Here is a 22212-nt window from a genome sequence, read left to right on the forward strand (position 1 = left end):
TCGGATCAGAAGCGGCGGAAGACGTCGGTGAAGACGCTGTTTTCGTCGCGGTGATTGCCACCCTTCTGGGCTGCCCAATAAGCACCGATGGCCGAAACCAGCGAAGAGGCGGCGAGGAGGAAGGCGGCGATAATAGCCGTGTTGCGGGCAATGCGGGCAGCCTCGACGGCTTGCTGACGGGCAGTGGCGACATTGGCGGCAACCTGGTCGACGCGGGCCTGGGCCTCTTCCGGCGTCAGGCCAGTATTGGCGGCCACAACATTGGCGAGATAGGCGCGGTCGTCGGCATTGATGCTGCCATCGCCAAGCGCGGCTTGGGCGAAAATGCGGCCGGCCTCGTCGCGGGCAAGCGTGGCGTCTACCGGCTGGTTGGCGCGGAACAGCGTGTCGACAAAATAGGCATTGGGGTCGACAGCGTCTTCAACGGCATTGGAGGCAGCAACCGTGGCGGTAGCGGCAGCGCTGCCCACCGCATTGGCAATGGCACCCACGCCGCTGACAGCCAGCACGGCACCAACAATCATGGCACCAGCCCAAACGAGCAGGCCATGGGCGCCATCGCGCACATCGCTCTCGTCTTCAGTAGCGTCGAAATTGCGTCGACGCAGGCGACCGGTGAGGTAACCGCCGGCCATGAAGCTGGAGACCTGCACCCAGAGGAACCAGCTGGCGGCAGCAACACCGATCAGCACCGCCGGAGCGCCTTCGCGGGCATGGAAGCCCACCATGTTGAGCCCGATGGCGGAGCCGAAGCTGATGAAGAGAATGGAAATGGCGCTGGCAAAGACCACGCCGGCGATGATGGCGGGCCAATCCACATAGCTAGACTTTTCGCGATCACTGGCTGCGCTAGCCTCGATAACGGCAATGCCGGAGGGATGTTCGATCGTCATGGTGATACCTGTCCTTGTTGCTAATGGCTCAAGCGAGACCGATGAACGACAGGATGGCCATGACGATAACGACCAGGCCGACAAGATAGATGATGGAGTTCATGGGAAGAGCCTCTGTTGAGTGACGCAAGTGGTCAGACAACGGGCCCGATGGGATTTTGTTCCGATTGCGGCAGATTGGCGGCGAAGGCTGTGCGCCTCCGCCGCTGGCTTTGGTGCCGCAGGGGCTCAGCGGCTGGCCCATTCCAGAAGGCTGGCCAGACCCACAAAGGGCAGGTCTGCGCGTTCGGTCAGCCCCGAGGCGCAGGTCGAAACGGTGGAGACGCCCAACTCGCACCCTGGCGGAATGTCGTCGCGCACGCGCCGCGTTGCATGCTGGTTGAGCTCGGGCAGGAACAGGCCCTTGTCTCCGGCATAGCCACAGCACGTGACCGAGGTCAGCACCGCGATCTCCTCGGCACAGGCGCGGGCAATGGCTTCCGTCGCCGGCTGTTCGCCGAGGCGCTGCGCCGAGCAATTGTGGTGCACAGCAACAATTTTCAGCTTCTGGGTGATGCTGAGATTGGGTAGCACCTGCTCGACCAGGAACTGCGCGGAATCGCTGACCTCGGCCGAGCCCGACACCGCCTGCAAATGCTTGGCGCAGGTCGACGCATCGGTGACCACCGGCAAGGCGCCATCGACCGAAAGATCGTTCAGCTGCGCCATCAGCATCCCACCGACCTTCTCGGCTTCCTGCGGAAAGCCCTTGGACTGGAAAGGCTGGCCACAGCATTGGCCATTGAGTTGCTCGGGGATGATCACGTCAAACCCGGCGCGTTCCAGCAGCGTCACCATGGCCTGGTTGGTTGGCAACAGCTGGTGGTGAGTTTCGGGCGCACCGAACATGCGACTGGGGCAGGCCGGGAAATAGACCACCGATGGCCGCCCGGTTTGAGCGATTGGCACCGGGAAGCCGCTTTTGCGCGGGTCCTGACGGTTGTCCTTTGCTTTGGGCGTGCCGGGGCCATGGTGTAGCGCTCGTGACACGCGCGGTACATGTCGCCCCGTCAACCGTCGCGCTGTATCGGTGATCGCTTCGACGGCAGGGGCAGGCACGACTTTGCGGGCCATATCGGCCACCGCCACCCCACCGCGCATCATCGACTCGACGGCGCCGCGATGGTCGGCCACGAAATGGGCGACCGAACGGGCGGTGTCGCCCCGGCGCCTGGCGCGCTCGCCCAGGATCATGGTGCCGGTCTCGATACCCACCGGGCAGCGCAGAGAGCAGAGGTTGCAGGCAGCGCAGGTATCCATCCCGGCATATTGGAAATCGGCCTCGAAGCGCGCCAGCCGCGCCGGGTCCTCGCCGGTCTGCTTGAGGCGAGCGCGCTCGCGCGTCACGGCAATGCGCTGGCGCGGCGTCAGCGTCATGTGGTGGCTGGGACAGGCCGGCTCGCAAAACCCGCATTCGATGCACAGATCGACGATCTCGTCGGCCAGCGGCATGACCTTGAGGTTCTTGACGTGGATCTTGGGATCGTCGTTGAGCAAGACGCCTGGATTGAGCAGTCGCTCGGGGTCGAAAGCCGCCTTGATCGCCTGCATGATGCCATAGGCCTTGGCGCCCCATTCGGCTTCGACGAAGGGTGCGATGGCGCGGCCGGTGCCGTGCTCGGCCTTGAGCGAACCGCCATAGCGTAGCGATACGAGATCGGAGAGCGCGCGATTGAACGCGTCGAATTTTTCAGCGGCACCCGGCTTGGTGAAATCGTCGCCCATCTGGAAATGCAGATTGCCCGCCAATGCGTGGCCGAATATTACCGCATCGGGATAGCCGTGCTCATCGAGCATGCTGCGCAAGTCGACAACAAAATCGGCCAGTTTTTCAATCGGTGCCGCCACGTCCTCAGTCAGCATGATGCTGCCCTTGGGACGCGCTGCACCGGCGGAGGTGAAGAAGCCCTTGCGGATATCCCACAGCTCGTGGCTGCGATGCTCGTCGGTGGACAGATCGATATGGGTGGCGCCGTGGCGCGCCAGCAGCGCAGCGGTCTTGGCGACTTCGCGCGCCAGCGTCTCGGCGTCGGGAGCGGTGACGTCGATCAGCACGGCCGGCGAAGTCTCGGTCAGCCAAGGCAGTAAAGGCACCATGGGCGAGAGGTGCTCGACCGTGGCCAATGCGCGCCGCTCGATATATTCGGCCGCGGTCACTCCGGTGGTCACCTGCACGCCGCCATTGGCCATTTCGATGATGGCGCGCCCGGCGGCCTGCGGATCGGGAAAGGGGATAAGCCCGGTGGCCTTGAAGGGGTGTTCGGGCACCGTGTTGTAGGTCACCTCGGAGACGAAGCCGAGCGTGCCTTCCGAGCCCACCATCAGATGGATAAGAATATCGAGAGGATCGTGATAGTCGACCAGAGCGTTGAGCGAATAGCCCACCGTGTTCTTGATGCGGTATTTGTGCCGGATCAGCGCCACCAGTTCCGCATCATCCATGACGGCGCGATGCAGTGCCTGCAACTGGTCGAGCATCTCGGCATGGCTCTTGCGGAAGGCGGCAACGCTCTCTGCGTCGCCGGAGTCCAGCATGGTGCCGTCGGTCAGGACGATCCTGAGCCGCGCCATGGTGTGGTACGTGTTCTGCGCTACCCCGCAGCACATGCCCGAGGAATTGTTGTTGACCACGCCGCCGATCTTGCAGGTCGCCTGGCTCGCCGGATCTGGCCCAATCTTACGGTCAAATTTCTTCAGCGCGCGGTTGGCCTCGGCGACGATGACGGCCGGTCCAAGAGTGATCTTCTCGGCCCCCGGATGGATGGTCAGCTTGCGCCAGCCATCCCCGAGCACGGCCAGCACGCCATCGGTGACGGCCTGGCCGGACAGCGAGGTGCCGGCGGCCCGGAAGGTTATCGGCAGTCCCTCGGCACGGGCTGCCTGGAACACGGCACGCACATCATCCTCGGAGTTGACGAAGACCACCACGGCCGGAATCAGCCGGTAGGAACTGGCATCGCCGCTCCAAGCATAGGTCATCAGCGGATCGGTGTGAATGGCGCCCGAAACACTGGCTTTGAGGCGATGGGCGACGCGCTCCCCGGCGGCCTGGCGGTCGGGGGCGGGAGCCTTGGGCTGGATCGAGGTGAGAACGGCTTGCTGCATGCTTGTCTACTAACATGTTAGGCAATGTCTGCGAAGGGCTTCTCGCTCCATGTGGCGAAACTGCTCAGCGTTCCGGCGGTGGCAACACCACCGCTGCCGCCTGCATGATCCGCGCGATCAACGCTTCGATGCGTGCTTCGCTGCGTCGCTCGCTCAACACATGAACGCCGGCGGTGAATCTGGTCATCTCGTCGACGACCTCGAGCTGAAGCAGTCCCTGCTTTTGCAGGTGATCGCTGATGACATGGGAGTGGGGCAGCACCGCGTCGGTGGCCAGTGTGTAATCTATGCAGGCCGCCAGGGAATTGGAGCCGAAAGTAAAGTCGGTCTGGTCGAACAGGGCCTTCATCCGAGCGCGCCAACGATTGGGATCGAAAAACCGCTCGTGCCGGCTTTCCGGCGGGGTGCTGGTGACGATGGAGAAGCGCTCGACCTCCTCCCGCGCACAGGGTCGACCGAGCAGGGGATGGCCGGCGCGTACAAAATAGCCGTTATGCACAGTCGTCAGCGGAATGAATTCAGTGGCCACGGCGGCATTGAGCTCCTGCGTCTCGTGCCCGAGAAACAATGAGATGTCGCCGGAGAGCAGCTGGTCCAGCAGTCGAAACTGATGTCCCAAGCTCACCTGCACGGGCGAACCGGGAAATTCCCGCTGATAGTCGAGGATCATGTCCTTGAGAAACAGCTGCCACCAGGAATAACCGGTGCCGATCGACAGACCCTGCTCGGCGCCACGCCGCTGGTCGTCGATCATGGCCAGCGTATTGTCATAGAGCCTCTGCATCAGCCGGGCATTTTCATAAAGCGTTTCGCCGTAGCGGGTAAGGCGGACGCCGCGCGAGGAGCGCTCGAACAGCGGCACGCCGATGCTCTCTTCCAGCTTGTGCATGTTGAAGGTCAGCGTCGGCTGAGTGAGCAGCAGCGCGGTGGCCGCTCCGCTCAGCGAACCGGCATCGGCCACGGCGATGAACTGGGTAAGAAGCTTGTCCATGTCATTCCTTTCGGTTTGCGGCAGAGCTAAGGCCAGTGACCATAGAAAAAATCTATAGAAAGCGCGACATTTCGTAGTTCTCTCTTTGGAAAAAATCCGCCAGTCTCGCCACACAACATGCCGGACAGGGATAGGCGGGCGAGGTGGGCAGCGATGATGACTGCCTCAATCTTCCATACAAGATAGTTGCTCGACCCAAATCTCCCGTGTTAAGAGCGTAACTGACTGGTTATTTAAGCAGGGCGTCAATCAGCCACTTGCGCAGGAACTCGCGCGACAAGGTTGTCTAGTCATAGGCTTTCTGGTAACCAATCGGTGATTTAGCGGCGGGGAGGCCGCTATGCGAGAAAACCGGGTCCCAGGCGGGTCCGGATTGTTTTGGGAGGACCAAACTATGACTCTACGTCTTGATCGTCGTCAGTTTCTGATGGGCTCTTCAGCCATGCTGGCTGCAGGGGCTGTCGGCATGGGCCCGGCATGGGCGCAGAACGCCACCCTGCGGCAGTTCTTCTGGGGCGGCCAGAACCGTGCCGACCGCACCTATGGTGTCAACGACCTGTTCAAGGCTGCCACCGGCAACACCGTCGATAGCAGCTTCCTCGGCTGGGGTGACTACTGGCCCAAGCTCGCCACCGAAACCGCTGGCGGCAATGCCCCTGACATCGTGCAGATGGACTATCGCTATATCGTCGAATACGCCAAGCGCGGTGCCATTGCTCCGCTGGACGAGTTTGTCGGTGGTGCCCTCAAGCTCGACGGCTTCGATGCCGACCAGCTCGAAGGCGGCAAGGTCGATGGCAAGCTCTATGGTATTTCGCTCGGCGCCAACTCTGTGGCTCAGCTGGTCAATATCGCCGCTTTCGAGGAAGCCGGCGTCGAAGCGCCGAACCGCGACACCACCTATGACGAAATTCGCGAAAAGGGCGAAGCGTTCAAGGCCGCCAATATCCGGGGCGGCATGAAGATCATTGCCGATGGCTCGGGCTCCGAGCCCATGCTCGACAACTGGCTGCGCCAGAAGGGCCTGGCGCTCTACACGGCCGATGGCAAGCTCGGCTTCGATGCCGATGCGGTCATCGAGTGGTTCACCCTCTGGCAGGGCTTCCGCAATGACGGCATCTGCGTCAGCGCCGAAGATCAGGCGCTCGACACCAACGGGCCGCTGGAAACGACCATGGTGGTTATGGGCAAGGCGGCGATGATGCCGTCCAACTCCAACCAGCTCGTCGCCTTCCAGACGCTGATGACCGATCCGCTGACCATCACCAACTATCCGCGCATCGCGCCCGGCGTCGGTGGCGGTCACTACCGCAAGCCGTCCATGTTCTTCTCAGTCGGCGGCTCCTCTGCCAACAAGGAACTGGCCGCCCAGTATCTGAGCTTCTTCGTCAACGATCTCGGCGCTGCCGAAGTCCTGGGCGTGGAACGTGGCATTCCCTGCATCGACAAGACACGTGAAGCCGTGGCGCCTGGCCTCGACGAACAGAACCAGATCGCCCTTAACTTCGTCGCCAATCTCGGTGATCTGCTTGGGCCGCTGCCGCCGCCGCCGCCGGCCGCCGCTGGTGAAATCGACATCTCGCTGCTGCGCGTTCTCAGCCAGGAAGTGGCTTTCGGTGCTCGTTCGCCGGAAGACGCTGGCCAGTACTTCGTTTCCGAAGCCACTGCCATCCTGCAGCGCGCCAGCTGATCCAGGATACGACTATGGCCACGCAGGTCGACAACAGTGCTTCCACCGGAGCCGGCCGCGTGGCCCCTCCATCCTTCTGGTCCGGGGTGTGGCAAAACCATGCCCCGGGCTACCTCTTCCTTCTGCCCTGGCTCATCGGCTTTCTCGGCCTGACCATCGGGCCGATCCTCACTTCATTCTATCTGAGCTTCACGCATTTCGACCTGCTCACCGCTCCGCGCTGGGCCGGCCTCGACAACTATATGCGCATGTTCACCAATGATCCGAAGTTCGTCGCTTCCATGCGGGTGACCTTCACCTTCGTGATCTTCTCGGTGCCGCTCAAGCTGGCTTTCGCTCTCGGCGTCGCACTGCTGCTCAATCGCGGTATGAGGGGCCTTTCGATCTATCGGGCGCTGTTCTACCTGCCCAGCCTTCTCGGCGCCTCGGTGGCCATTGCCATCCTCTGGCGGCAGATCTTTGCCGGCAATGGCCTGGTCAACCAGCTGCTCGCCAATTTTGGCATTCAGGGCCCGAGCTGGATTTCCAATCCCAACACGTCGCTGTGGACGCTGATCATTCTTGCCGTCTGGCAGTTCGGCTCGCCCATGATCATTTTCCTCGCCGGCCTGCGACAGATTCCGCAGGATATGTACGAGGCCGCCAGTCTCGATGGGGCCAGCAAATGGCGCCAGTTCTGGAAGATCACCCTGCCCATGCTGACCCCGGTGGTGTTCTTCAACGCCATCATCCAGACCATCGAGGCCTTCAAGAGCTTCACCCCGTCCTTCATCATTTCGGGCGGTACCGGCGGGCCGATCAATTCGACGCTGTTCTATACGCTCTATCTCTACAACGAGGCATTCGGCTTCTTCCGCATGGGCTATGCCTCCGCGCTGGCCTGGGTGCTGCTGGCAATTGTCGCCGCCTTCACCGCCTTCTCCTTCCTGACCAGCAAATTCTGGGTGCACTATGACGACTGATGCAGAGCGCCTGACCGTGGTCACCGGCTCGTCGCCGACCCGCCGCAAAATGATGTCGATCATCGCCCATGTGCTGCTGGTCGGGGCATCGATCGTGATGCTCTATCCGCTGCTCTGGCTGCTGGCCGCATCGTTCCGCCCGGAAAACGAGATCTTCACCTCCGGCGTGTCGGTGCTGCCCTCCGCCAATTGGAGCGTGGATTCCTACATTCGCGGCTGGAATGGTCTGCGTGTTGGCTTCGGGCAGTTGTTCATCAACTCCTTTGTCATCTCGATCCTGTCGGTGATCGGCAATGTCGTGGCCTGCTCGCTGGCCGCCTATGCCTTCGCCCGGCTGGAATTTGCCGGCCGCCGCTTCTGGTTCGCCATGATGCTGATGACGCTGATGCTGCCCTATCAGGTGACGCTCATTCCCCAATATGTGTTCTTCCTCAACCTCGGTTGGGTGAACACCATATTGCCCTTGGTGGTGCCGAAATTCCTCGCCGCCGATGCCTTCTTCATCTTCCTCATGGTGCAGTTCTTCCGCGGCCTGCCCAAGGAGCTCGATGAGGCGGCGCGCATGGACGGGGCGGGACCCTGGCGCATCTATTGGAAGATCATCCTTCCGCTCTCCATGCCGGTTCTGGCTACGGCTGCGATCTTCACCTTCATCTGGACCTGGGACGATTTCTTTGGCCCGCTGATCTATCTCAGCGATCTGCGCCAATACACCGTCATGCTGGGCCTGCGCACCTTCACCGACAATACCGGCATGTCCGATTATGGCGGCATGTTCGCCATGAGCGTGCTGAGCCTTGTCCCGATCTTCGTCTTCTTCCTGTTGTTCCAGCGCCTTCTGATCGAAGGCATCGCGACCACCGGCATGAAGCGCTAACTCCAAAATGCGGAGTGCGGGTCATGCCGCGCTCCGCTCACCAGCGACGACCAGGATATTCTGCTGAAATGACGATCAAATTTGCCGCCATCGGCATCAATCACGCCCATATCTACGGCCAGGTGGATTGCCTGAAGCGCGCCGGTGCCAGCTTCATGGCCTTCCATGCTGTTGAGGACGACCTGGCAAAAACCTTTGGCGACAAATATCCCGAGGCCCGGCGCGTTGCCGATCCCCGCGAAATTCTCGAAGATGCCTCGATCCAGGTCGTCACCACTGCCGCCATTCCGGCCGATCGCGCCGATATTTGCCTTGCAGCCATGCGGGCCGGCAAGGACGTGTTGACCGACAAGCCCGGCATGACCACCTTCGCCCAGCTTGAAGAGATCAAGCGTGTACAGAAGGAAACCGGGCGCATCTTCTCGGTGCTCTATTCAGAGCATTTCGAGGTCCCGGCCGCCGTCGAGGCCGGCAATCTCATTGCCCAGGGCGCCATCGGCCAGGTGGTCAACACCGTCGGCCTGGGACCCCATTCACTGCGGCTCAACAATCGTCCGGATTGGTTCTTCACCCGCAATCGCTATGGCGGCATTCTGTGTGATATCGCCAGCCACCAGTTCGAGCAGTTCCTGTTCTTCTCCGGTGCCATGGACGGCGAAGTGGTTTCTGCCAATGTGCACAATCGTAACCATCCCAACCGTCCGGGCCTGCAGGATGTGGGCGATGCCCATGTGCGCACCGCTGGGACCACCGGCTATATCCGTGTCGACTGGTTCACCCCCGAGGGGCTGCCGACCTGGGGCGACGGGCGCCTGACCATTTTGGGTACAGAGGGCTATATCGAGCTGCGCAAATATGTCGATATCGCCGGCCGGACCGGCGACAACCACCTCTTCCTCGTCGACAAGAAGGGTGTCCAGCATATCGACTGCTCCAAGGTCGACATGCCCTTCGGCCGCCAGTTCCTCGACGACGTGCGTAACCGCACCGAAACGGCGATGCCGCAGGAACGCTGCTACAATGCCATGAAGATGGCACTGACCGCCCAGGCTATTGCCGAACAGGGCAGGGAGTAAGAACGATGAGCCGCATTTTGAACGTCGCCGTCGTCGGCTGCGGTATCGGCCGCTCCCATATCGTGGAAGGCTACCTGCCCAATGCCGACAGGTTCAAGGTTGTCGCGCTTTGCGACCTCAACCAGGAACGTCTGGATGAGGTTGGCGCAGAATTCGGTGTCGAGCGCCGCATCACCGATTTCGCCGATCTTCTGAGCATGGACGACATCGACATCATCGATGTCTGCACCCCGCCAGGCGCGCATCTCTCCATGGTGGTGGACAGCCTGCGCGCTGGCAAGAATGTGGTCTGCGAAAAGCCGCTGGTCGGGTCGCTCAAGGATGTGGACGCCGTCATTGCCGCCGAGAGGCAGGCCTCCGGAAAGCTGATGCCGGTGTTCCAGTACCGCTTCGGCGACGGTATCGAGCAGGCCAAGGCCATCATCGATGCCGGCATCGCCGGAAAGCCCTATGTCGGGACGGTCGAGACCTTCTGGCGCCGCGAGGCCCCCTATTATGCCGTGCCCTGGCGCGGCAAGTGGAAGACCGAATTGGGCGGCGTCCTGATGGGCCACGCCATCCATCCGCACGATATCTTCACCTATCTCATGGGCGATATCGCCCGTGTCTTTGGGCGCGTCGCCACAAGGGTCAATCCGATCGAGGTGGAAGACTGCATCTCGGCCTCCATCGAAATGCAGAGCGGCGCGCTGGCCAGCTTCACCGCCACGCTGGGTTCTGTCGACGAGATCACCCGCATCCGCCTGCAGTTCGAGCACGTGACCATCGAAAGTGATCACGCGCCCTATAATCCGGGCAATGCCCTATGGAAGATTCTGCCGCGCAATGACGAGGTCAAATCCAGGATCGACGCCCTGCTGGCCGATTGGCAGCACGTGCCCTCGCGCTTCCAGACCCAGATGGCGCGCTTCTACGACGCGCTGGTCCACGACGCCCCCTTGCCGGTCACCAGCCAGGATTCGCGCCGTGCCCTGGAATTGGTGACGGCCTTTTATCATTCTTCGTCCACGCACCAGGAAGTCGTGCTACCCCTTGGACCAGACCATCCGCTCTACGAGAGCTGGGTACCGGCAGCGTTCCGGTAAAGAGGAGATAACCATGGCGACCAGCATCGAACTCAACAAGCTCCAGAAGGCCTATGGCGATGTCGCTGTCATCCATGGCGTCGATCTCAGGATCGAGCCGGGTGAGTTCACCGTCTTCGTCGGCCCTTCGGGCTGCGGCAAGTCTACCCTGTTGCGGATGATCGCCGGTCTCGAGCCCATTAGCGGTGGCGATCTGCTGATCGATGGTCAGCGCATGAACGACGTGCCAGCGGCCAAGCGCGGCATCGCCATGGTGTTCCAATCCTATGCGCTCTATCCGCATATGAGCGTCCACCAGAACCTGGCTTTCAGCCTCGAAACCGCCAAGATGCCCAAGGCGGAGATCGAAAAACGGGTGCAGAAGGCCGCCGAGATCCTCAAGATCGAGCCCCTGCTCAAGCGTAAGCCCAAGCAGTTGTCCGGCGGCCAGCGCCAGCGCGTCGCCATCGGGCGCGCCATCGTGCGCGAACCGAAGATCTTCCTCTTCGACGAGCCGCTCTCCAATCTCGATGCCGAACTGCGCGTCGCCATGCGCGTGGAAATCGCCAAGCTGCACAATGATCTCGGCAACACCATGATCTATGTGACCCACGACCAGGTCGAGGCCATGACCATGGCCGACAAGATCGTGGTTCTGCGCAGCGGTATCATCGAGCAGGTGGGCGCTCCGCTCGACCTCTACAACAATCCGCGCAACCTGTTCGTCGCCGGCTTCATCGGCTCGCCCAAGATGAATTTTCTCACCGCCACGGTGGAGAACGGCGCCATCCGAACCGCGGGCACGCTGACATCTTTGGGCCGCGACGTGACCGGCGCCACCACGCTCGGCATTCGCCCCGAACACATCAGTCTGAACGAAGCCAGCGGCGTCAAATTCGCGGATCTGCGGGTGGATCTGGTTGAAAATCTAGGCGGCCAGACCGTTGTCTATGCAACCACCAGTGATGGACAGGCCATGACTGTGGTGCTCGAGGGCCAGCGCCCCGTCGAGATCGGTGCCACCCTTGCCGCCTATGTCGATCCGGCCAAGGCCCATGTGTTCGACGCTCAGGGCAACGCTATCCGCTAGGTGCTGCGCGCTATAGACCCGCGCAAGTGATCCAACGGCAGTGCCCATGCGGCGCTGCCGTTTTGCGTCGGGAACTGGCCAGTAGAGCGAAAAGCCTATGCCTGCGTCTTGGAGGGCGCTACGACATCAAGGCGGTTGTCGATGATCTCGCCCATCTGCGCGCACTCCACCGCGATTTCGCGAATGAAGTCGGCCAACATCGGTCGTTCGAGCGCTGCCAGATTGCGCACCACCATGGCAGTGTCGCGGTGCAGCGGTTCGAAATCGGTCGGCGCGATCTCGACCAGCCGCTCGGCCCTGACGTCGTTGGACACGGCGGAGTTGACGAAGAAGCCCAGACCTTCACCCTTGAGCGCCAGGCGTCGTGCGGGGCCGGTCGGCAATTCGACGCTGGTCTTGGCGAGACGCACTAGAGCCGCCGCAGTCTCCGGGTCGGCCTGCCACCAGCGCAGGGCGATGACGCGGGGCACCAGCGCCAGCACCTCCTCGATACTCGGTTTGGGCGGCAGCTTCGCCGCGATTTCGGCTGAAACCACCAGCGGCACGCGCTCGCGCATGATGACCAACGGCTCCAAATCGACCACAAGGGGATCGATATTGGGCCAGCACAATATGCCCATTTCCACTTCGCGCTCATGCAGCATGGCAGCGATCTGCGCCTGCCGGCCCTCGCGCACCACCACATCCACCGCTGGGTATTTCTCCTGAAAGCGGATGAGGCTTTCGGTGATCAGCGGCGAGACCAGCGTGCGCAGCGAAGCGATCGACACCCGGCCCCGTTCCACCCGACGCAGGGCCTCACGTCCCTCCTGCGCCGTACCGATGATGCGCCGCGCATAGGGCAGGAAGGTCATGCCCTGGTCGGTCAGCGTCACCAACCGTCCACGCACGAACAACTGGACGCCCAGCAATTGCTCCAGCGCCCTGATTCGCATCGAGGCGGTCGCCTGAGTGATGTTGAGATGCGCTGCAGCCTTGGTGAAGGACTGGTCGCGGACGATACGATCAAAGGTGCGGAGCTGGTCGAGGTCCATAGGAAAGGCTTATGCAAAGGTCGGCTATTGGCCAAGTTATCGCTTGGTCGATAGGACCTGTCGATACGTCAACTGACGCAAGCCTAGCCCTTATTGGCCAGTCGCGACTGTTCGGCGCGTTCGATTTTTTCGGCGCGCGCGCGGGCAGCGTCATCGGCAACGGCGTCGCCCATATGGGCGCGACCGCGTTGCCGGGCCAGGTCCATCTGCCGCTGCCGTTCGGCGGCGGCCTGATGCTTGTCGCTGTCATCGGCGCAATAGGCGCAGGAAACGCCCTCGACATAGTGCTGGTGCTGCCGGTCCGCCGCGGTCAGGGGATGACGGCAGGCACGGCAGAGCGTGGCCTGACCCAGTTCGAGGCCATGGCCGACCGAGACCCGCTCGTCGAAGACGAAGCATTCGCCCGAAAATCGGCTTTCCGTCTCCGGCACCACTTCGAGATATTTCAGAATGCCGCCCTTGAGGTGAAACACCTCTTCAAAGCCTTGGCTGAGCATGTAGGAGGAGGCCTTTTCGCAGCGGATGCCGCCGGTGCAGAACATGGCGACCTTCTTGTCGCGCTTGGGATCGAGGTTCTTGGCCACGAAGTCCTTGAACTCGACAAAGCTCTGCGTATTGGGGTCTAGCGCCCGCTGAAACGTGCCGATCCCGACCTCATAATCATTGCGCGTATCGACCAGGACAACGTCGTTGCGCTCGATCAGCGCATTCCAGTCCTCCGGCTCGACATAGGTGCCCACTTGGCGGTTGGGGTCGACCTGCGGCGCCCGCAAGGTCACGATCTCCGGCTTGAGCCGTACCTTCATGCGCAGGAAGGGGGCCGTATCGGCGTAGGAATACTTTACCTCTGCTCCGGCGAGCCGCGTACCGAAGGGGCCGGACACGAACAGAAAATCGGCGAGTGCCTCTATGGCCTGGGGCGAACCGGACACGGTGCCGTTGATCCCCTCGGGGGCCAGGATGAGCGTGCCTTTGATCTCCCTTGCGCAACAGAACGCGGCCAATGGCGCCTTGAGGCTTTCCACATCCGGCAAAGGTGCAAATTTATAGACCGCCATCACCTTGTATGGATGATCGGGCTGGGGCAGATTGGTCATCGAAGTTGAGCTGTGCGCTGTCATTTGCCTCGCTCATATCAAAGACCGCATCCGGCGTCACGGGCGGTCGGAACCAAGACATCGGGAGCTTCTCCATGACCTACCGGGCCGACACGGCACGCTATGACACCATGCAATATCGCCGTTCCGGTCATTCAGGGCTCAAGCTGCCGGTGATCAGCCTGGGATTGTGGCAGAATTTCGGGGGCACGCGCGACTATCCCTCTGCCATGGAAATTCTCGGCTATGCCTTCGATCAGGGCATTACCCATTTCGACCTCGCCAACAATTACGGTCCCCCGGCCGGCTCGGCCGAGGAGCTGTTTGGCACGGTCCTGGCGCGTGACTTCCGGCCCTATCGTGATGAAATGATCATCTCCACCAAAGCCGGCTACAATATGTGGCCCGGCCCCTATGGCGAATGGGGGAGCCGCAAATCCCTCCTCGCCAGCCTCGACCAGAGCCTCAAGCGGATGGGGCTCGACTATGTCGATATCTTCTATTCCCACCGCTTCGATCCCGATACGCCGCTTGAGGAAACCATGGGCGCTTTGGCCCATGCGGTGAAATCGGGCAAGGCGCTCTATGTCGGCATTTCCTCCTATCCGGAAAAGGAAACGCGCGAGGCCCACCGCATTCTCAAGCAGATGGGTGTGGCCACCACCATTCACCAGCCGTCCTATTCGATGATCAATCGCTGGATCGAGAACGACAAGACCATTGATGCCTGCGGCGAGCTGGGGATCGGGGTGATTGCGTTTTCGCCGCTGGCGCAGGGGGTGCTTTCGGGCAAGTACAATTCGGGCAATCTTGCCGGCACGCGTGGGGAAAACCCCAACGGCTCGCTGCGCGCCAGCCAGATCGAGCCGCGCGTGCTCGATGCTGTGAACAAGGTCGGCGAAATCGCCAGGGCGCGCGGGCAATCTATGGTGCAGCTGGCGCTGTCCTGGGTGCTGCGCCGCAAGGAAATGACCTCGGCGCTGATCGGGGTGCGCAATCTCGACCAGCTCAAGGACAATCTCGGCGTCCTCAACAGTCTCGATCTCTCTGCCGACGAGATCGCCGCCATCAATGAAGCGACCAAGGGCGGGCAACTGGATCAGCAACCGCGCCCACAACCCGCATCCCGTTAGGGTTTCGCCACAGGGCCAACTCGACCTGCGCCATTGCCGCATCGTAGCTGCCTAAAGGCCCTCGGGTCGAGCCCGAGGGCGGCATGGCGACGCGAGCCAGACCGTGCCAGGATCGGGGGTCACACCATCATCGATTGCAGCGCGCCCATGGCCGCCAGCGAGCCCATGGAATTGGCAAAGGTCACCGAATGCATGGCGGTGGCCAGATCGCCTGCCGCGAAAATGCCGGGGCGCGAGGTCGCCTGCATCTCGTTGACCGCGATCATCGTGCCGGTGGGCGTTTGCTTCATGTCGAGGCCCAGCTGGCTGTGCAGATCGGCCGCGGGGTGGCTGCGGGGATGGGCATAAAGCGCGCCCATAGCCAGGCTCTTGCCGTCATCCAGCGTGACGCGGCGCAGCATGCCGTTCTCGTGGTCGATCGACACCAGCCGGGCATTCTCGATGCGGACGCCGCGCGCTTTCAGTTTCTGCCGCTCGTCATCGGGGATGGCATGGCCATCGAGGATCAGCGTGAGGTCATCGGTCCAGTTCCGGTAGAGCGCCGGCATGTGCAGCGAAAAGGGGCCGGAATAGAGCAGACCCCAGCTTTGGCCGGCGACCTCATAGCCATGGCAGAAGGGGCAGTGAATGACGGTTCGCCCCCAGCATTCGGCAAAGCCCGGAATAGCCGGCATTTCGTCGACAATACCATAGCTGAGGATCAGCCGGCGCCCTTCGAGCTGCTCGCCCGTCGCGCTGGTGACGATGAAGCGGTCCGGCGCGCCGGAAACGCTCACGGCCCGCGCGGAAATCAGTGCGACGGTGGGATAGGCGGCCACCTGCGCGCGGGCCCTTGCAAGCAGTTCACCGGGCGGCGTGCCATCGGCGCCAAGGATGTTATGCGCCGCCTCGGCATAGCGATTGCGGTTAAGCCCGGTGTCGAGCACACTGACCCGACGGCGGGCGCGGCCCAGCTGCATGGCGGCGGTGAGGCCGGCAAAGCTGCCGCCAATGATGATGACGTCCTGCATGGTTTTGGTCCTTTTGAGGGCGAGCGAAGGCGCCCGGCGCCCAGGGGCAAATCCGGCGTGTTCGTTTCGCAGTGGAGAATGGTTCAGCCCAGGCGCGGAAACCCCGCGCCCATGGCGTCCTTGGCGATGTCGGCGAGGCGGATGCGCGTCAGCCTTGCGGCCAGCAAAGCCTCGGCGTCATCGAGAAATTCGCTCATCACCCGGTCTACCGACCGCACGATGGCGCATGCTTTGTCGCCGGGATCGCTTTCGGTGCGCAGCAAGAGGCGCTCATCCATGGCTGCATAGACCTGGTGGAGGGTGATCTCCTCTGCCGGCCGGGCCAGCGCCCAGCCGCCATTGGGTCCCTTGCTAGCCACGACCAGGCCCGCCTCGCGCAATTCGCCCAGCGCCCGCCGCACCACCACGGCATTGGTCATGAGGCAGCTGGCCAGCGCCTGCGAGGTCAGCACCTTGTCGGGCTGGGCATGGAGATGCACCAGCGCGTGCAAGGCCAGGGATAGTCGGCTCGATTTTTTCATGTAACTATTATTGTTACATATAGAGGCCTCAGTCAAGCCGCATTCCGCAGGTCACCTGGAGCGGCTAAGCTGGTCGGCAGGTCTGGGAGGATAAGCATGCGTCGCTTTGCCATGGTTTTGGGCTTCGGACTCTTGGGGCTGGCGCCGGCCCTCGCCTTCGATGCCGATATAGAGGCGGTGATCGACCACATGAAGACCGGCAAGGCCATTCCGATCGCCGATGTCGGCACGCTGATGAGCGGGGCCGAGCGATGGTGCTACAATCAGGACGGCAGCAATTGCATGTGGTCCGATATCTACATCAAGGTCGATGCCAAGGGGGCCGTGTTCGAGCTGGAGCATGCCTGGGACGATGTCCATGACGTGCAGTTTGTCGACCGCGGCGAATTTCGCGACGGCCGTTTCATCTGCGAGACCGGCGGCGACTGGCTGCCGACGCTGCGCGCCACGAGGCGCAGCGACGGCATGCCTTTGGGCGGGCGGGAGCTGGCAGCGCTCAAGGATGAGGTCGGCGCCTATATGACGCGCGATGCCAATAATTGCTTCGACTACCTGTTCGAGGGCGCCGACCCCGCCGCCGACACCGTATCGCTGCTGCAGCGCCAATATACCGATGGCGTCTATCAGGACGGCGCCGATGCCAAGGTGACGCTGCATTTCGACGCCGAGACGGCGCGGGGACTATCGTTCTACTGAGGAAAGAGGAAAGGCGGCCCCTGCAAGAGGCCGCCTTCCTGACGCGTCTTAGCCGATGCGGCCGTCGACGATGTTGTCCGACAGCGGCGCCGGGCGTTCGACCGGGGTAGTGATCGCGACTGTGCGGCCGTCGCGCGCTGCGGTCTCAAAGGCTTCCATGACCTCGAGCACATGCAGCGCCAGGTCGCCATTGGCGCGATGCGGGCGGTTTTCGAGAATGCCCAGCGCCATGTCGGCGACGCCCAGCGAGCGGTAATTGCCCTCGGCATAGGGCTGCTCGACCTTGACCGGCGTCCATTGTTCGTTGTGGCCACGCTTGCGCAATTCGAGCTCACCGCCGAACAGGTTGGGATCGGGGACCAACAGGCTCTGCTCGGTGCCATAGATCTCGAGCGGCACATGCTTGTGGGCCGCCACGTCGAAGCTCATGGCGATCTGCACGATGGCGCCATTGGCAAAGCCCAGCGAGCCGGTGACATGGGTGTCGATCTTGACCGGCATGATCTGGCCCTTCTTGGGCTCGGACAACACCGGCCGCTCCTGGCGCAGCCGCGAGGACATGGCCGAGACGCGCGCCACCGGACCGAGGAGATTGACCAGGTTGGTGATGTAATAGGGCCCCATATCCAGCATCGGACCGCCGCCCAGGTCATAGTAGAAGGCCGGGTCGGGATGCCAGCTTTCATGGCCTGGGCACTGCATATAGGCGGTGCCGCCAATGAGCTGGCCCAGTGCGCCGCTATCCAACACGGCACGGGCCTGCTGGTGCGCGCCGCCAAGGAAGGTGTCCGGCGCCGACCCGATGCGCAACCCCGCCGCATTGGCAGCCTCGAGCAGCGTCTTGCCCTCGGCAAAGGTGATGCCCAAAGGCTTTTCCGAATAGACATGCTTGCCGGCGGCGAGGCATTTGAGACCGACCTCGACATGGGCGCGCGGAATGGTGAGGTTGACCACGAGATCGATCTCAGGGTCGGCCAGCATCTCCTCGACGCTCATGGATTTAAGACCGAATTCGGCGGCGCGCGCCGTGGCGGCTTCGGCCCGCATGTCGGCCAGCGCCTTGATGTCGAGCACCGGAAAGCCTGGCAAGCCGTCCTTGCCCAGAATGGCCTTCAGATAGGCCGACGAAATATTGCCGGTACCGATGAAACCGATACCGAGGCGCTTGGCAGACATGCGCGTCTTCCTCCCAGATGTACGTGCCTCAGACTAGCGCCCCAATGGCGGAGGCGGAAGGGGTTTTGGGAGGGAATCGCGGATGAACAGCTTGTCTGGCTGGTGCCCTGCTAAGGCTGGCCGATTTGTGCCTTTAGCCAGTCGGCATCCGGCTCGATCGGGGTGATGACGTCGATCAGCACGCCATTGGGATCGGCCACGATCACATGCCGCTGGCCGAACACCTCGTCGCGCAGCGGCTGGGCGATCGCAACGCCAGCGTGTTCCAGCCGTTTGGCTTCTGCGGCTGCGTCGTCGACATAAAAGCTGAGGATGACGCCGGCGCTCGGCACACGACCATGCTCGGGAATGGAATCGTGCCGGTAGTCGATGACGGCAAGTTCGAACAGACCGGCGCTATCTCCCTTGAGATGCACATACCAGTCGCTTTCAAACACGGGGGTAAAGCCGAAGGCATCGCGATAGAACTGCGCCGTGCGTGCCACATCGGCGACCTGCAACAGGGGAAACAGGCTGTTGAATTTCATGATCGGCCTCCTTGCCGGAACTGTCATTTAGATACAGACTGCATGTATCTAAGATAAGTAACATACAGGCTGCATGTATGCAACTCGAACGGCGAACACAGGATGAGCGGCGAGAGGCGACGCGCACGGCTCTGCTCGATGCGGCAAGATCGCTCTTCGCCAAAAAAGGCTATGCCGGCACCAGCACCCCCGAGATCGCCGCGGCGGCGGGCGTGACGCGCGGCGCGCTCTACCATCACTTCCCCGACAAGCTCGCTCTCTTTGCGGCCGTGGTGGTAGAGGAGCACCGCGCCGTGGCCGATGCCATTGGCGCTGCCGGCGACGGAGATGCGGCCCCACCAGACATGATCGAGGCGCTTGTTGCGGGGGGCGAGGCCTTCATGCTGGCCATGCAGGATGAAGGCCGAAGGCGCATCATGCTGGTCGATGCGCCTGCGGTTTTGGGCCGCGAGGCGGTGGACGGCATCAATGCCGAATATGGCCTGCGCACCCTGATCGATGGCGTGCAATGCGCCATCGATCAGGGTGCCATGGCACCGGTGCCCGTCTGGCCCATGGCGCATTTGCTCAACGCCGTCTTCGACCGCGCCGCTCTTGCGTCGGCGGATGAGGTGGCTGCCTTTCGGGATGCAATCGACGCCCTGCTGCGCGGTTTGGGCCAGACGTCCCCTCGCCGCTGAGACGAGAGGATTGTGTGTCGGTTTTAGTCGCCAGCGCGTTCCAGGTGCTCGATCCGCGCTGCCAGTTCCTGCACCGCCTTGACCAGGGGTGCGATGAACTGGGTGTAGCGCAGCGCCTGGCTGCTCAAGGGATCGTCGGGATCGGCGAGCACATGGCCGGCGAAATCGCCGATATCCAGGGCGGAGATGGTTTCGGCGACATCCTGGGCGATGAAGCCGTAATGGGTGCGCCGTCCGGGCTGCGCTTCGCCGTTTTCGAGGCTCCCTTCGCGCCAGCGATAGCTGACAGGATTGAGCTTTTGCACGAAGTCGAGCCCAAGCGTGCTGGGGACGATGTCGGTTTTGAGGCGCAGGTCGGAGGTTTCGATGGTGCCGGTCGCCGACCAGATGGCCGACCAGCGGGCTCCGCTCGCACCAAGGCTGGCGCTGTTGTCGCTTGATGGGCGCAGCCCACTGGCCAGCGTCACCGCGCCAGTCGTGGCGTTGACGGCGACAGCGTTCACCCAGGAGACGCCATCGGCGCTGACCTTGATGCGCCAGTCATTGTCGCCCATCAGCCCCATTTCGGCCTGGCCGGTCCAGTTAGACTGGAACAGCAGGCTCGCCGTATCCCCGCTGGTGGCTTTGTTGATCTTGAGCTGATGGCCGGCACCGTCATGGGTGAGCAGCACTGCTTCGGCGGCCACGGCCAGTCGGTTGACCGAATCGGCACTGGTGTTGACGCCCAGTTGCGGCAGGCCCGCCCCGATTGCCGCCACCGCGATCCAGGCGCTGCCGGAATAGAGCTTGAGACTACCTGCCTGGCGGTCGAAGACCTGCCACCCCGCCTCTGGCATGAGGAAGCACCAGGTCCCTGCCTGCCAGACGGCAATGGTGTTTTCTTCTCCAGCCCAGGCGCCGGTTGCGCCAATCGGTACGATCCAGGCCGAACCGGCATCGGGCGTTGCCGGCGGGGTCGCGACATTTGCCGCCTCCACAACAGGCTGCACCAGCACGTCGAGCATCTGCAGCGCCTCGTTGTGCGTAATGTGCTTGAGCGCCTGTCCGGCAGCGATGAAAGGCATGTTCAGTCGATCAGTTTGCATCATGCGAAGCTCCAAAAAATGGCCCCGTCAGTTTGCGCCCGCTTTCAGCGGCGGGGATAAGCGGGATAAGTCAAGCGCGCCAGCGTCGTCCTGCCCCTTGCCGGAGCGGCCCAGTCGGCGCTAGGCAGGCTGCGCAGAATCTTGTCTGCCTTGCCCGGAGCTCCCCATGTCCCGCACTGACGCCATTCTGAAGCGCCTGTCCGGTCTGCATCCCAAGCTGATCGATCTCAGCCTCGAACGTATTCTGCGCCTGCTCGAGGACATGGGCAATCCGCAACAGCGCCTGCCGCCGGTGATCCATGTCGCCGGCACCAATGCCAAGGGCTCGACCATCGCCTATCTCCGCGCCTTTCTCGAAGCGGCGGGACAGCGCGTCCATGTCTATAATTCGCCGCATCTGGTGCGTTTCAACGAGCGCATTCGCCTCGCCGGCACTCTGGTCGGCACCCGCCAGCTCAATGCCGCTCTCGAAGAGGTCGAGCATCTCAATGCCGGCCGCTCCATTACCTTTTTCGAGGTGACGACCGCCACGGCCTTCAAGCTTTTTGCTGAGACACCGGCCGACTTCCTGCTGCTCGAAACCGGCATGGGCGGAACCTATGACACCACCAATGTCGTCGACCAGCCCCTGGGCACCATCATCACCCCGGTCGATCTCGACCACCAGGCATTTTTAGGCAATAGCATCGCCGAGATCGCTGTCAGCAAAGCCGGCATTCTCAAGCGCGGCGCCAAGGCCGTCATTGGCCTACAGCAGCCCGAAGGGCGTGCCGTGCTGGAGCGGGCCGCCCATCGCCTCGGGATCAGGCCGCTCTGGCAGGGTGAGGATTTCCATGGCCAGGTCCAGGATGGGCGGATGGTCTTCCAGGGCGAGGATGGTCTGCTCGACCTGCCGCCACCTGCGCTCCTGGGCCCGCACCAGTTCGACAACGCCGCCCTGGCCATCGCTGCCACCCGCCATTTTGGTCTGCCCGTCGATGCCGCTGCTATCGCCATTGGCCTCCGGCAGGTGACCTGGCCGGCGCGTATGATGCCGCTGCGGAGCGGAAAATTGCGCGCGCTGCTGCCGGCCGATCACGAACTCTGGCTCGATGGCGGCCACAACGCCCATGGTGCGGCGGCGCTCGCCCGGTCCATCGCCGCCCTGCAGGACGCGCGGCCGCAAAAGCTGATCATGATCATGGGCATGATCAATAACCGCGATCCGGTGGCCTTTCTCGAGCCGTTCCGCAGCTTTGCGCCCGAAATCATGACGCTGACCATTCCAGGTGAGGCAAACGCCCACAAGGCGGCCGCCATGGCCGGCCTGTTGACCGAGGCGGGATTTACCGCGCACCCCAAGCGGTCGATCGCCAGCGCCTTGTCGGAGGCCGCACAGGTGCCCGATGCCCGAGTGCTGATCTGTGGTTCGCTCTACCTGGCTGGAGATGTCCTCGCAAAAAATGGGACGCCGCCGGACTGACCGC

The 22212-nt window shown here is 62.6% G+C and carries 20 protein-coding genes; 10 read left to right on the plus strand and 10 right to left on the minus strand.

Features of this window, described 5'->3' with window-relative positions; genetic code table 11:
• Positions 1 to 5: 5 nt before the first annotated feature.
• The 3 genes from DEVEQU_RS01255 to DEVEQU_RS01265 all read right to left on the minus strand — a co-directional run bounded on the left by DEVEQU_RS01255 (position 6) and on the right by DEVEQU_RS01265 (position 5028).
• Positions 6 to 893, minus strand: a complete 888-nt coding sequence (locus DEVEQU_RS01255; RefSeq protein ID WP_126148739.1) for a hypothetical protein — start codon at positions 891 to 893, stop codon at positions 6 to 8.
• Positions 894 to 1121: 228 nt separating this feature from the next.
• The gene (locus tag DEVEQU_RS01260; RefSeq protein ID WP_126148740.1) at positions 1122 to 4037 is read right to left on the minus strand and encodes an FAD-binding and (Fe-S)-binding domain-containing protein; all 2916 of its coding nucleotides are present in this window, start codon (positions 4035 to 4037) and stop codon (positions 1122 to 1124) included.
• A gap of 64 nt (positions 4038 to 4101) precedes the next feature.
• On the minus strand, positions 4102 to 5028 hold the full coding sequence (locus tag DEVEQU_RS01265) for a LysR family transcriptional regulator (RefSeq protein WP_126148741.1): 927 nt from the start codon (positions 5026 to 5028) through the stop codon (positions 4102 to 4104).
• Between the two features lie 394 nt (positions 5029 to 5422).
• Here DEVEQU_RS01265 and DEVEQU_RS01270 point away from each other — a divergent pair, with 394 nt between their 5' ends.
• The 6 genes from DEVEQU_RS01270 (at position 5423) to DEVEQU_RS01295 (ending at position 11787) form a co-directional block, all read left to right on the plus strand.
• Positions 5423 to 6718, plus strand: a complete 1296-nt coding sequence (locus DEVEQU_RS01270) for an ABC transporter substrate-binding protein (protein ID WP_126148742.1) — start codon at positions 5423 to 5425, stop codon at positions 6716 to 6718.
• Between the two features lie 14 nt (positions 6719 to 6732).
• Positions 6733 to 7680 carry a carbohydrate ABC transporter permease gene (locus DEVEQU_RS01275; protein WP_126148743.1) on the plus strand — a complete coding sequence of 316 codons (948 nt, stop codon included), beginning with the start codon at positions 6733 to 6735 and terminating at the stop codon, positions 7678 to 7680.
• Between the two features lie 49 nt (positions 7681 to 7729).
• Entirely contained in the window at positions 7730 to 8557 is an 828-nt protein-coding gene (locus DEVEQU_RS01280) for a carbohydrate ABC transporter permease (RefSeq protein ID WP_386849545.1), read from the plus strand.
• A gap of 68 nt (positions 8558 to 8625) precedes the next feature.
• Positions 8626 to 9633, plus strand: a complete 1008-nt coding sequence (locus tag DEVEQU_RS01285) for a Gfo/Idh/MocA family protein (protein ID WP_126148745.1) — start codon at positions 8626 to 8628, stop codon at positions 9631 to 9633.
• Positions 9634 to 9638: 5 nt separating this feature from the next.
• Positions 9639 to 10718 carry a Gfo/Idh/MocA family protein gene (locus tag DEVEQU_RS01290; protein ID WP_126148746.1) on the plus strand — a complete coding sequence of 360 codons (1080 nt, stop codon included), beginning with the start codon at positions 9639 to 9641 and terminating at the stop codon, positions 10716 to 10718.
• Positions 10719 to 10731: 13 nt separating this feature from the next.
• Entirely contained in the window at positions 10732 to 11787 is a 1056-nt protein-coding gene (locus DEVEQU_RS01295) for an ABC transporter ATP-binding protein (protein WP_126148747.1), read from the plus strand.
• A 95-nt stretch (positions 11788 to 11882) separates the two neighbouring features.
• Here DEVEQU_RS01295 and DEVEQU_RS01300 read toward each other — a convergent pair whose 3' ends face one another.
• Both DEVEQU_RS01300 and trhO read right to left on the minus strand, forming a co-directional pair.
• Positions 11883 to 12821, minus strand: a complete 939-nt coding sequence (locus DEVEQU_RS01300) for a LysR family transcriptional regulator (protein WP_126148748.1) — start codon at positions 12819 to 12821, stop codon at positions 11883 to 11885.
• A gap of 83 nt (positions 12822 to 12904) precedes the next feature.
• On the minus strand, positions 12905 to 13942 hold the full coding sequence (gene trhO / locus DEVEQU_RS01305; RefSeq protein ID WP_223214064.1) for an oxygen-dependent tRNA uridine(34) hydroxylase TrhO: 1038 nt from the start codon (positions 13940 to 13942) through the stop codon (positions 12905 to 12907).
• Between the two features lie 71 nt (positions 13943 to 14013).
• Here trhO and DEVEQU_RS01310 point away from each other — a divergent pair, with 71 nt between their 5' ends.
• Positions 14014 to 15051, plus strand: a complete 1038-nt coding sequence (locus DEVEQU_RS01310; protein ID WP_126148749.1) for an aldo/keto reductase — start codon at positions 14014 to 14016, stop codon at positions 15049 to 15051.
• Between the two features lie 119 nt (positions 15052 to 15170).
• Here the strand turns inward: DEVEQU_RS01310 and DEVEQU_RS01315 are convergent, their stop codons facing one another.
• Positions 15171 to 16061 carry an NAD(P)/FAD-dependent oxidoreductase gene (locus DEVEQU_RS01315; protein ID WP_126148750.1) on the minus strand — a complete coding sequence of 297 codons (891 nt, stop codon included), beginning with the start codon at positions 16059 to 16061 and terminating at the stop codon, positions 15171 to 15173.
• 83 nt (positions 16062 to 16144) lie between these two features.
• Positions 16145 to 16582, minus strand: coding sequence for an RrF2 family transcriptional regulator (locus DEVEQU_RS01320; RefSeq protein WP_126148751.1), 438 nt, complete (start codon positions 16580 to 16582; stop codon positions 16145 to 16147).
• Between the two features lie 96 nt (positions 16583 to 16678).
• On the opposite strand from DEVEQU_RS01320, the gene DEVEQU_RS01325 reads away from it, so the two are divergent.
• Complete coding sequence (locus DEVEQU_RS01325) at positions 16679 to 17278, plus strand: hypothetical protein (protein WP_126148752.1); 600 nt, start codon at positions 16679 to 16681, stop codon at positions 17276 to 17278.
• A 48-nt stretch (positions 17279 to 17326) separates the two neighbouring features.
• On the opposite strand, the gene DEVEQU_RS01330 is transcribed toward DEVEQU_RS01325, so the two are convergent.
• Together DEVEQU_RS01330 and DEVEQU_RS01335 are read right to left on the minus strand one after the other, a co-directional pair.
• Positions 17327 to 18454: a Gfo/Idh/MocA family protein gene (locus DEVEQU_RS01330; RefSeq protein WP_126148753.1), complete on the minus strand. Its 1128-nt coding sequence runs from the start codon at positions 18452 to 18454 to the stop codon at positions 17327 to 17329.
• 110 nt (positions 18455 to 18564) lie between these two features.
• On the minus strand, positions 18565 to 18981 hold the full coding sequence (locus DEVEQU_RS01335; RefSeq protein WP_126148754.1) for a VOC family protein: 417 nt from the start codon (positions 18979 to 18981) through the stop codon (positions 18565 to 18567).
• Positions 18982 to 19058: 77 nt separating this feature from the next.
• On the opposite strand from DEVEQU_RS01335, the gene DEVEQU_RS01340 reads away from it, so the two are divergent.
• On the plus strand, positions 19059 to 19661 hold the full coding sequence (locus tag DEVEQU_RS01340; RefSeq protein ID WP_126148755.1) for a TetR/AcrR family transcriptional regulator: 603 nt from the start codon (positions 19059 to 19061) through the stop codon (positions 19659 to 19661).
• Between the two features lie 23 nt (positions 19662 to 19684).
• Here the strand turns inward: DEVEQU_RS01340 and DEVEQU_RS01345 are convergent, their stop codons facing one another.
• Complete coding sequence (locus tag DEVEQU_RS01345; protein WP_126148756.1) at positions 19685 to 20749, minus strand: DUF2793 domain-containing protein; 1065 nt, start codon at positions 20747 to 20749, stop codon at positions 19685 to 19687.
• Between the two features lie 163 nt (positions 20750 to 20912).
• On the opposite strand from DEVEQU_RS01345, the gene DEVEQU_RS01350 reads away from it, so the two are divergent.
• Complete coding sequence (locus DEVEQU_RS01350; protein ID WP_126148757.1) at positions 20913 to 22208, plus strand: bifunctional folylpolyglutamate synthase/dihydrofolate synthase; 1296 nt, start codon at positions 20913 to 20915, stop codon at positions 22206 to 22208.
• Positions 22209 to 22212 lie beyond the last annotated feature (4 nt).

The sequence above is a fragment of the Devosia equisanguinis genome, assembly GCF_900631955.1.
Lineage (GTDB): Bacteria > Pseudomonadota > Alphaproteobacteria > Rhizobiales > Devosiaceae > Devosia > Devosia equisanguinis.

What these genes read in the sequence shown, in the direction of transcription:
- DEVEQU_RS01255 (WP_126148739.1), bottom strand. Translation starts at nt 893, where the DNA reads ATGACGATCGAACATCCCTCCGGCATTGCCGTTATCGAGGCTAGCGCA.
- DEVEQU_RS01260 (WP_126148740.1), bottom strand. Translation starts at nt 4,037, where the DNA reads ATGCAGCAAGCCGTTCTCACCTCGATCCAGCCCAAGGCTCCCGCCCCC.
- DEVEQU_RS01265 (WP_126148741.1), bottom strand. Translation starts at nt 5,028, where the DNA reads ATGGACAAGCTTCTTACCCAGTTCATCGCCGTGGCCGATGCCGGTTCG.
- DEVEQU_RS01270 (WP_126148742.1), top strand. Translation starts at nt 5,423, where the DNA reads ATGACTCTACGTCTTGATCGTCGTCAGTTTCTGATGGGCTCTTCAGCC.
- DEVEQU_RS01275 (WP_126148743.1), top strand. Translation starts at nt 6,733, where the DNA reads ATGGCCACGCAGGTCGACAACAGTGCTTCCACCGGAGCCGGCCGCGTG.
- DEVEQU_RS01280 (WP_386849545.1), top strand. Translation starts at nt 7,730, where the DNA reads ATGATGTCGATCATCGCCCATGTGCTGCTGGTCGGGGCATCGATCGTG.
- DEVEQU_RS01285 (WP_126148745.1), top strand. Translation starts at nt 8,626, where the DNA reads ATGACGATCAAATTTGCCGCCATCGGCATCAATCACGCCCATATCTAC.
- DEVEQU_RS01290 (WP_126148746.1), top strand. Translation starts at nt 9,639, where the DNA reads ATGAGCCGCATTTTGAACGTCGCCGTCGTCGGCTGCGGTATCGGCCGC.
- DEVEQU_RS01295 (WP_126148747.1), top strand. Translation starts at nt 10,732, where the DNA reads ATGGCGACCAGCATCGAACTCAACAAGCTCCAGAAGGCCTATGGCGAT.
- DEVEQU_RS01300 (WP_126148748.1), bottom strand. Translation starts at nt 12,821, where the DNA reads ATGGACCTCGACCAGCTCCGCACCTTTGATCGTATCGTCCGCGACCAG.
- trhO (WP_223214064.1), bottom strand. Translation starts at nt 13,942, where the DNA reads ATGACAGCGCACAGCTCAACTTCGATGACCAATCTGCCCCAGCCCGAT.
- DEVEQU_RS01310 (WP_126148749.1), top strand. Translation starts at nt 14,014, where the DNA reads ATGACCTACCGGGCCGACACGGCACGCTATGACACCATGCAATATCGC.
- DEVEQU_RS01315 (WP_126148750.1), bottom strand. Translation starts at nt 16,061, where the DNA reads ATGCAGGACGTCATCATCATTGGCGGCAGCTTTGCCGGCCTCACCGCC.
- DEVEQU_RS01320 (WP_126148751.1), bottom strand. Translation starts at nt 16,582, where the DNA reads ATGAAAAAATCGAGCCGACTATCCCTGGCCTTGCACGCGCTGGTGCAT.
- DEVEQU_RS01325 (WP_126148752.1), top strand. Translation starts at nt 16,679, where the DNA reads ATGCGTCGCTTTGCCATGGTTTTGGGCTTCGGACTCTTGGGGCTGGCG.
- DEVEQU_RS01330 (WP_126148753.1), bottom strand. Translation starts at nt 18,454, where the DNA reads ATGTCTGCCAAGCGCCTCGGTATCGGTTTCATCGGTACCGGCAATATT.
- DEVEQU_RS01335 (WP_126148754.1), bottom strand. Translation starts at nt 18,981, where the DNA reads ATGAAATTCAACAGCCTGTTTCCCCTGTTGCAGGTCGCCGATGTGGCA.
- DEVEQU_RS01340 (WP_126148755.1), top strand. Translation starts at nt 19,059, where the DNA reads ATGCAACTCGAACGGCGAACACAGGATGAGCGGCGAGAGGCGACGCGC.
- DEVEQU_RS01345 (WP_126148756.1), bottom strand. Translation starts at nt 20,749, where the DNA reads ATGATGCAAACTGATCGACTGAACATGCCTTTCATCGCTGCCGGACAG.
- DEVEQU_RS01350 (WP_126148757.1), top strand. Translation starts at nt 20,913, where the DNA reads ATGTCCCGCACTGACGCCATTCTGAAGCGCCTGTCCGGTCTGCATCCC.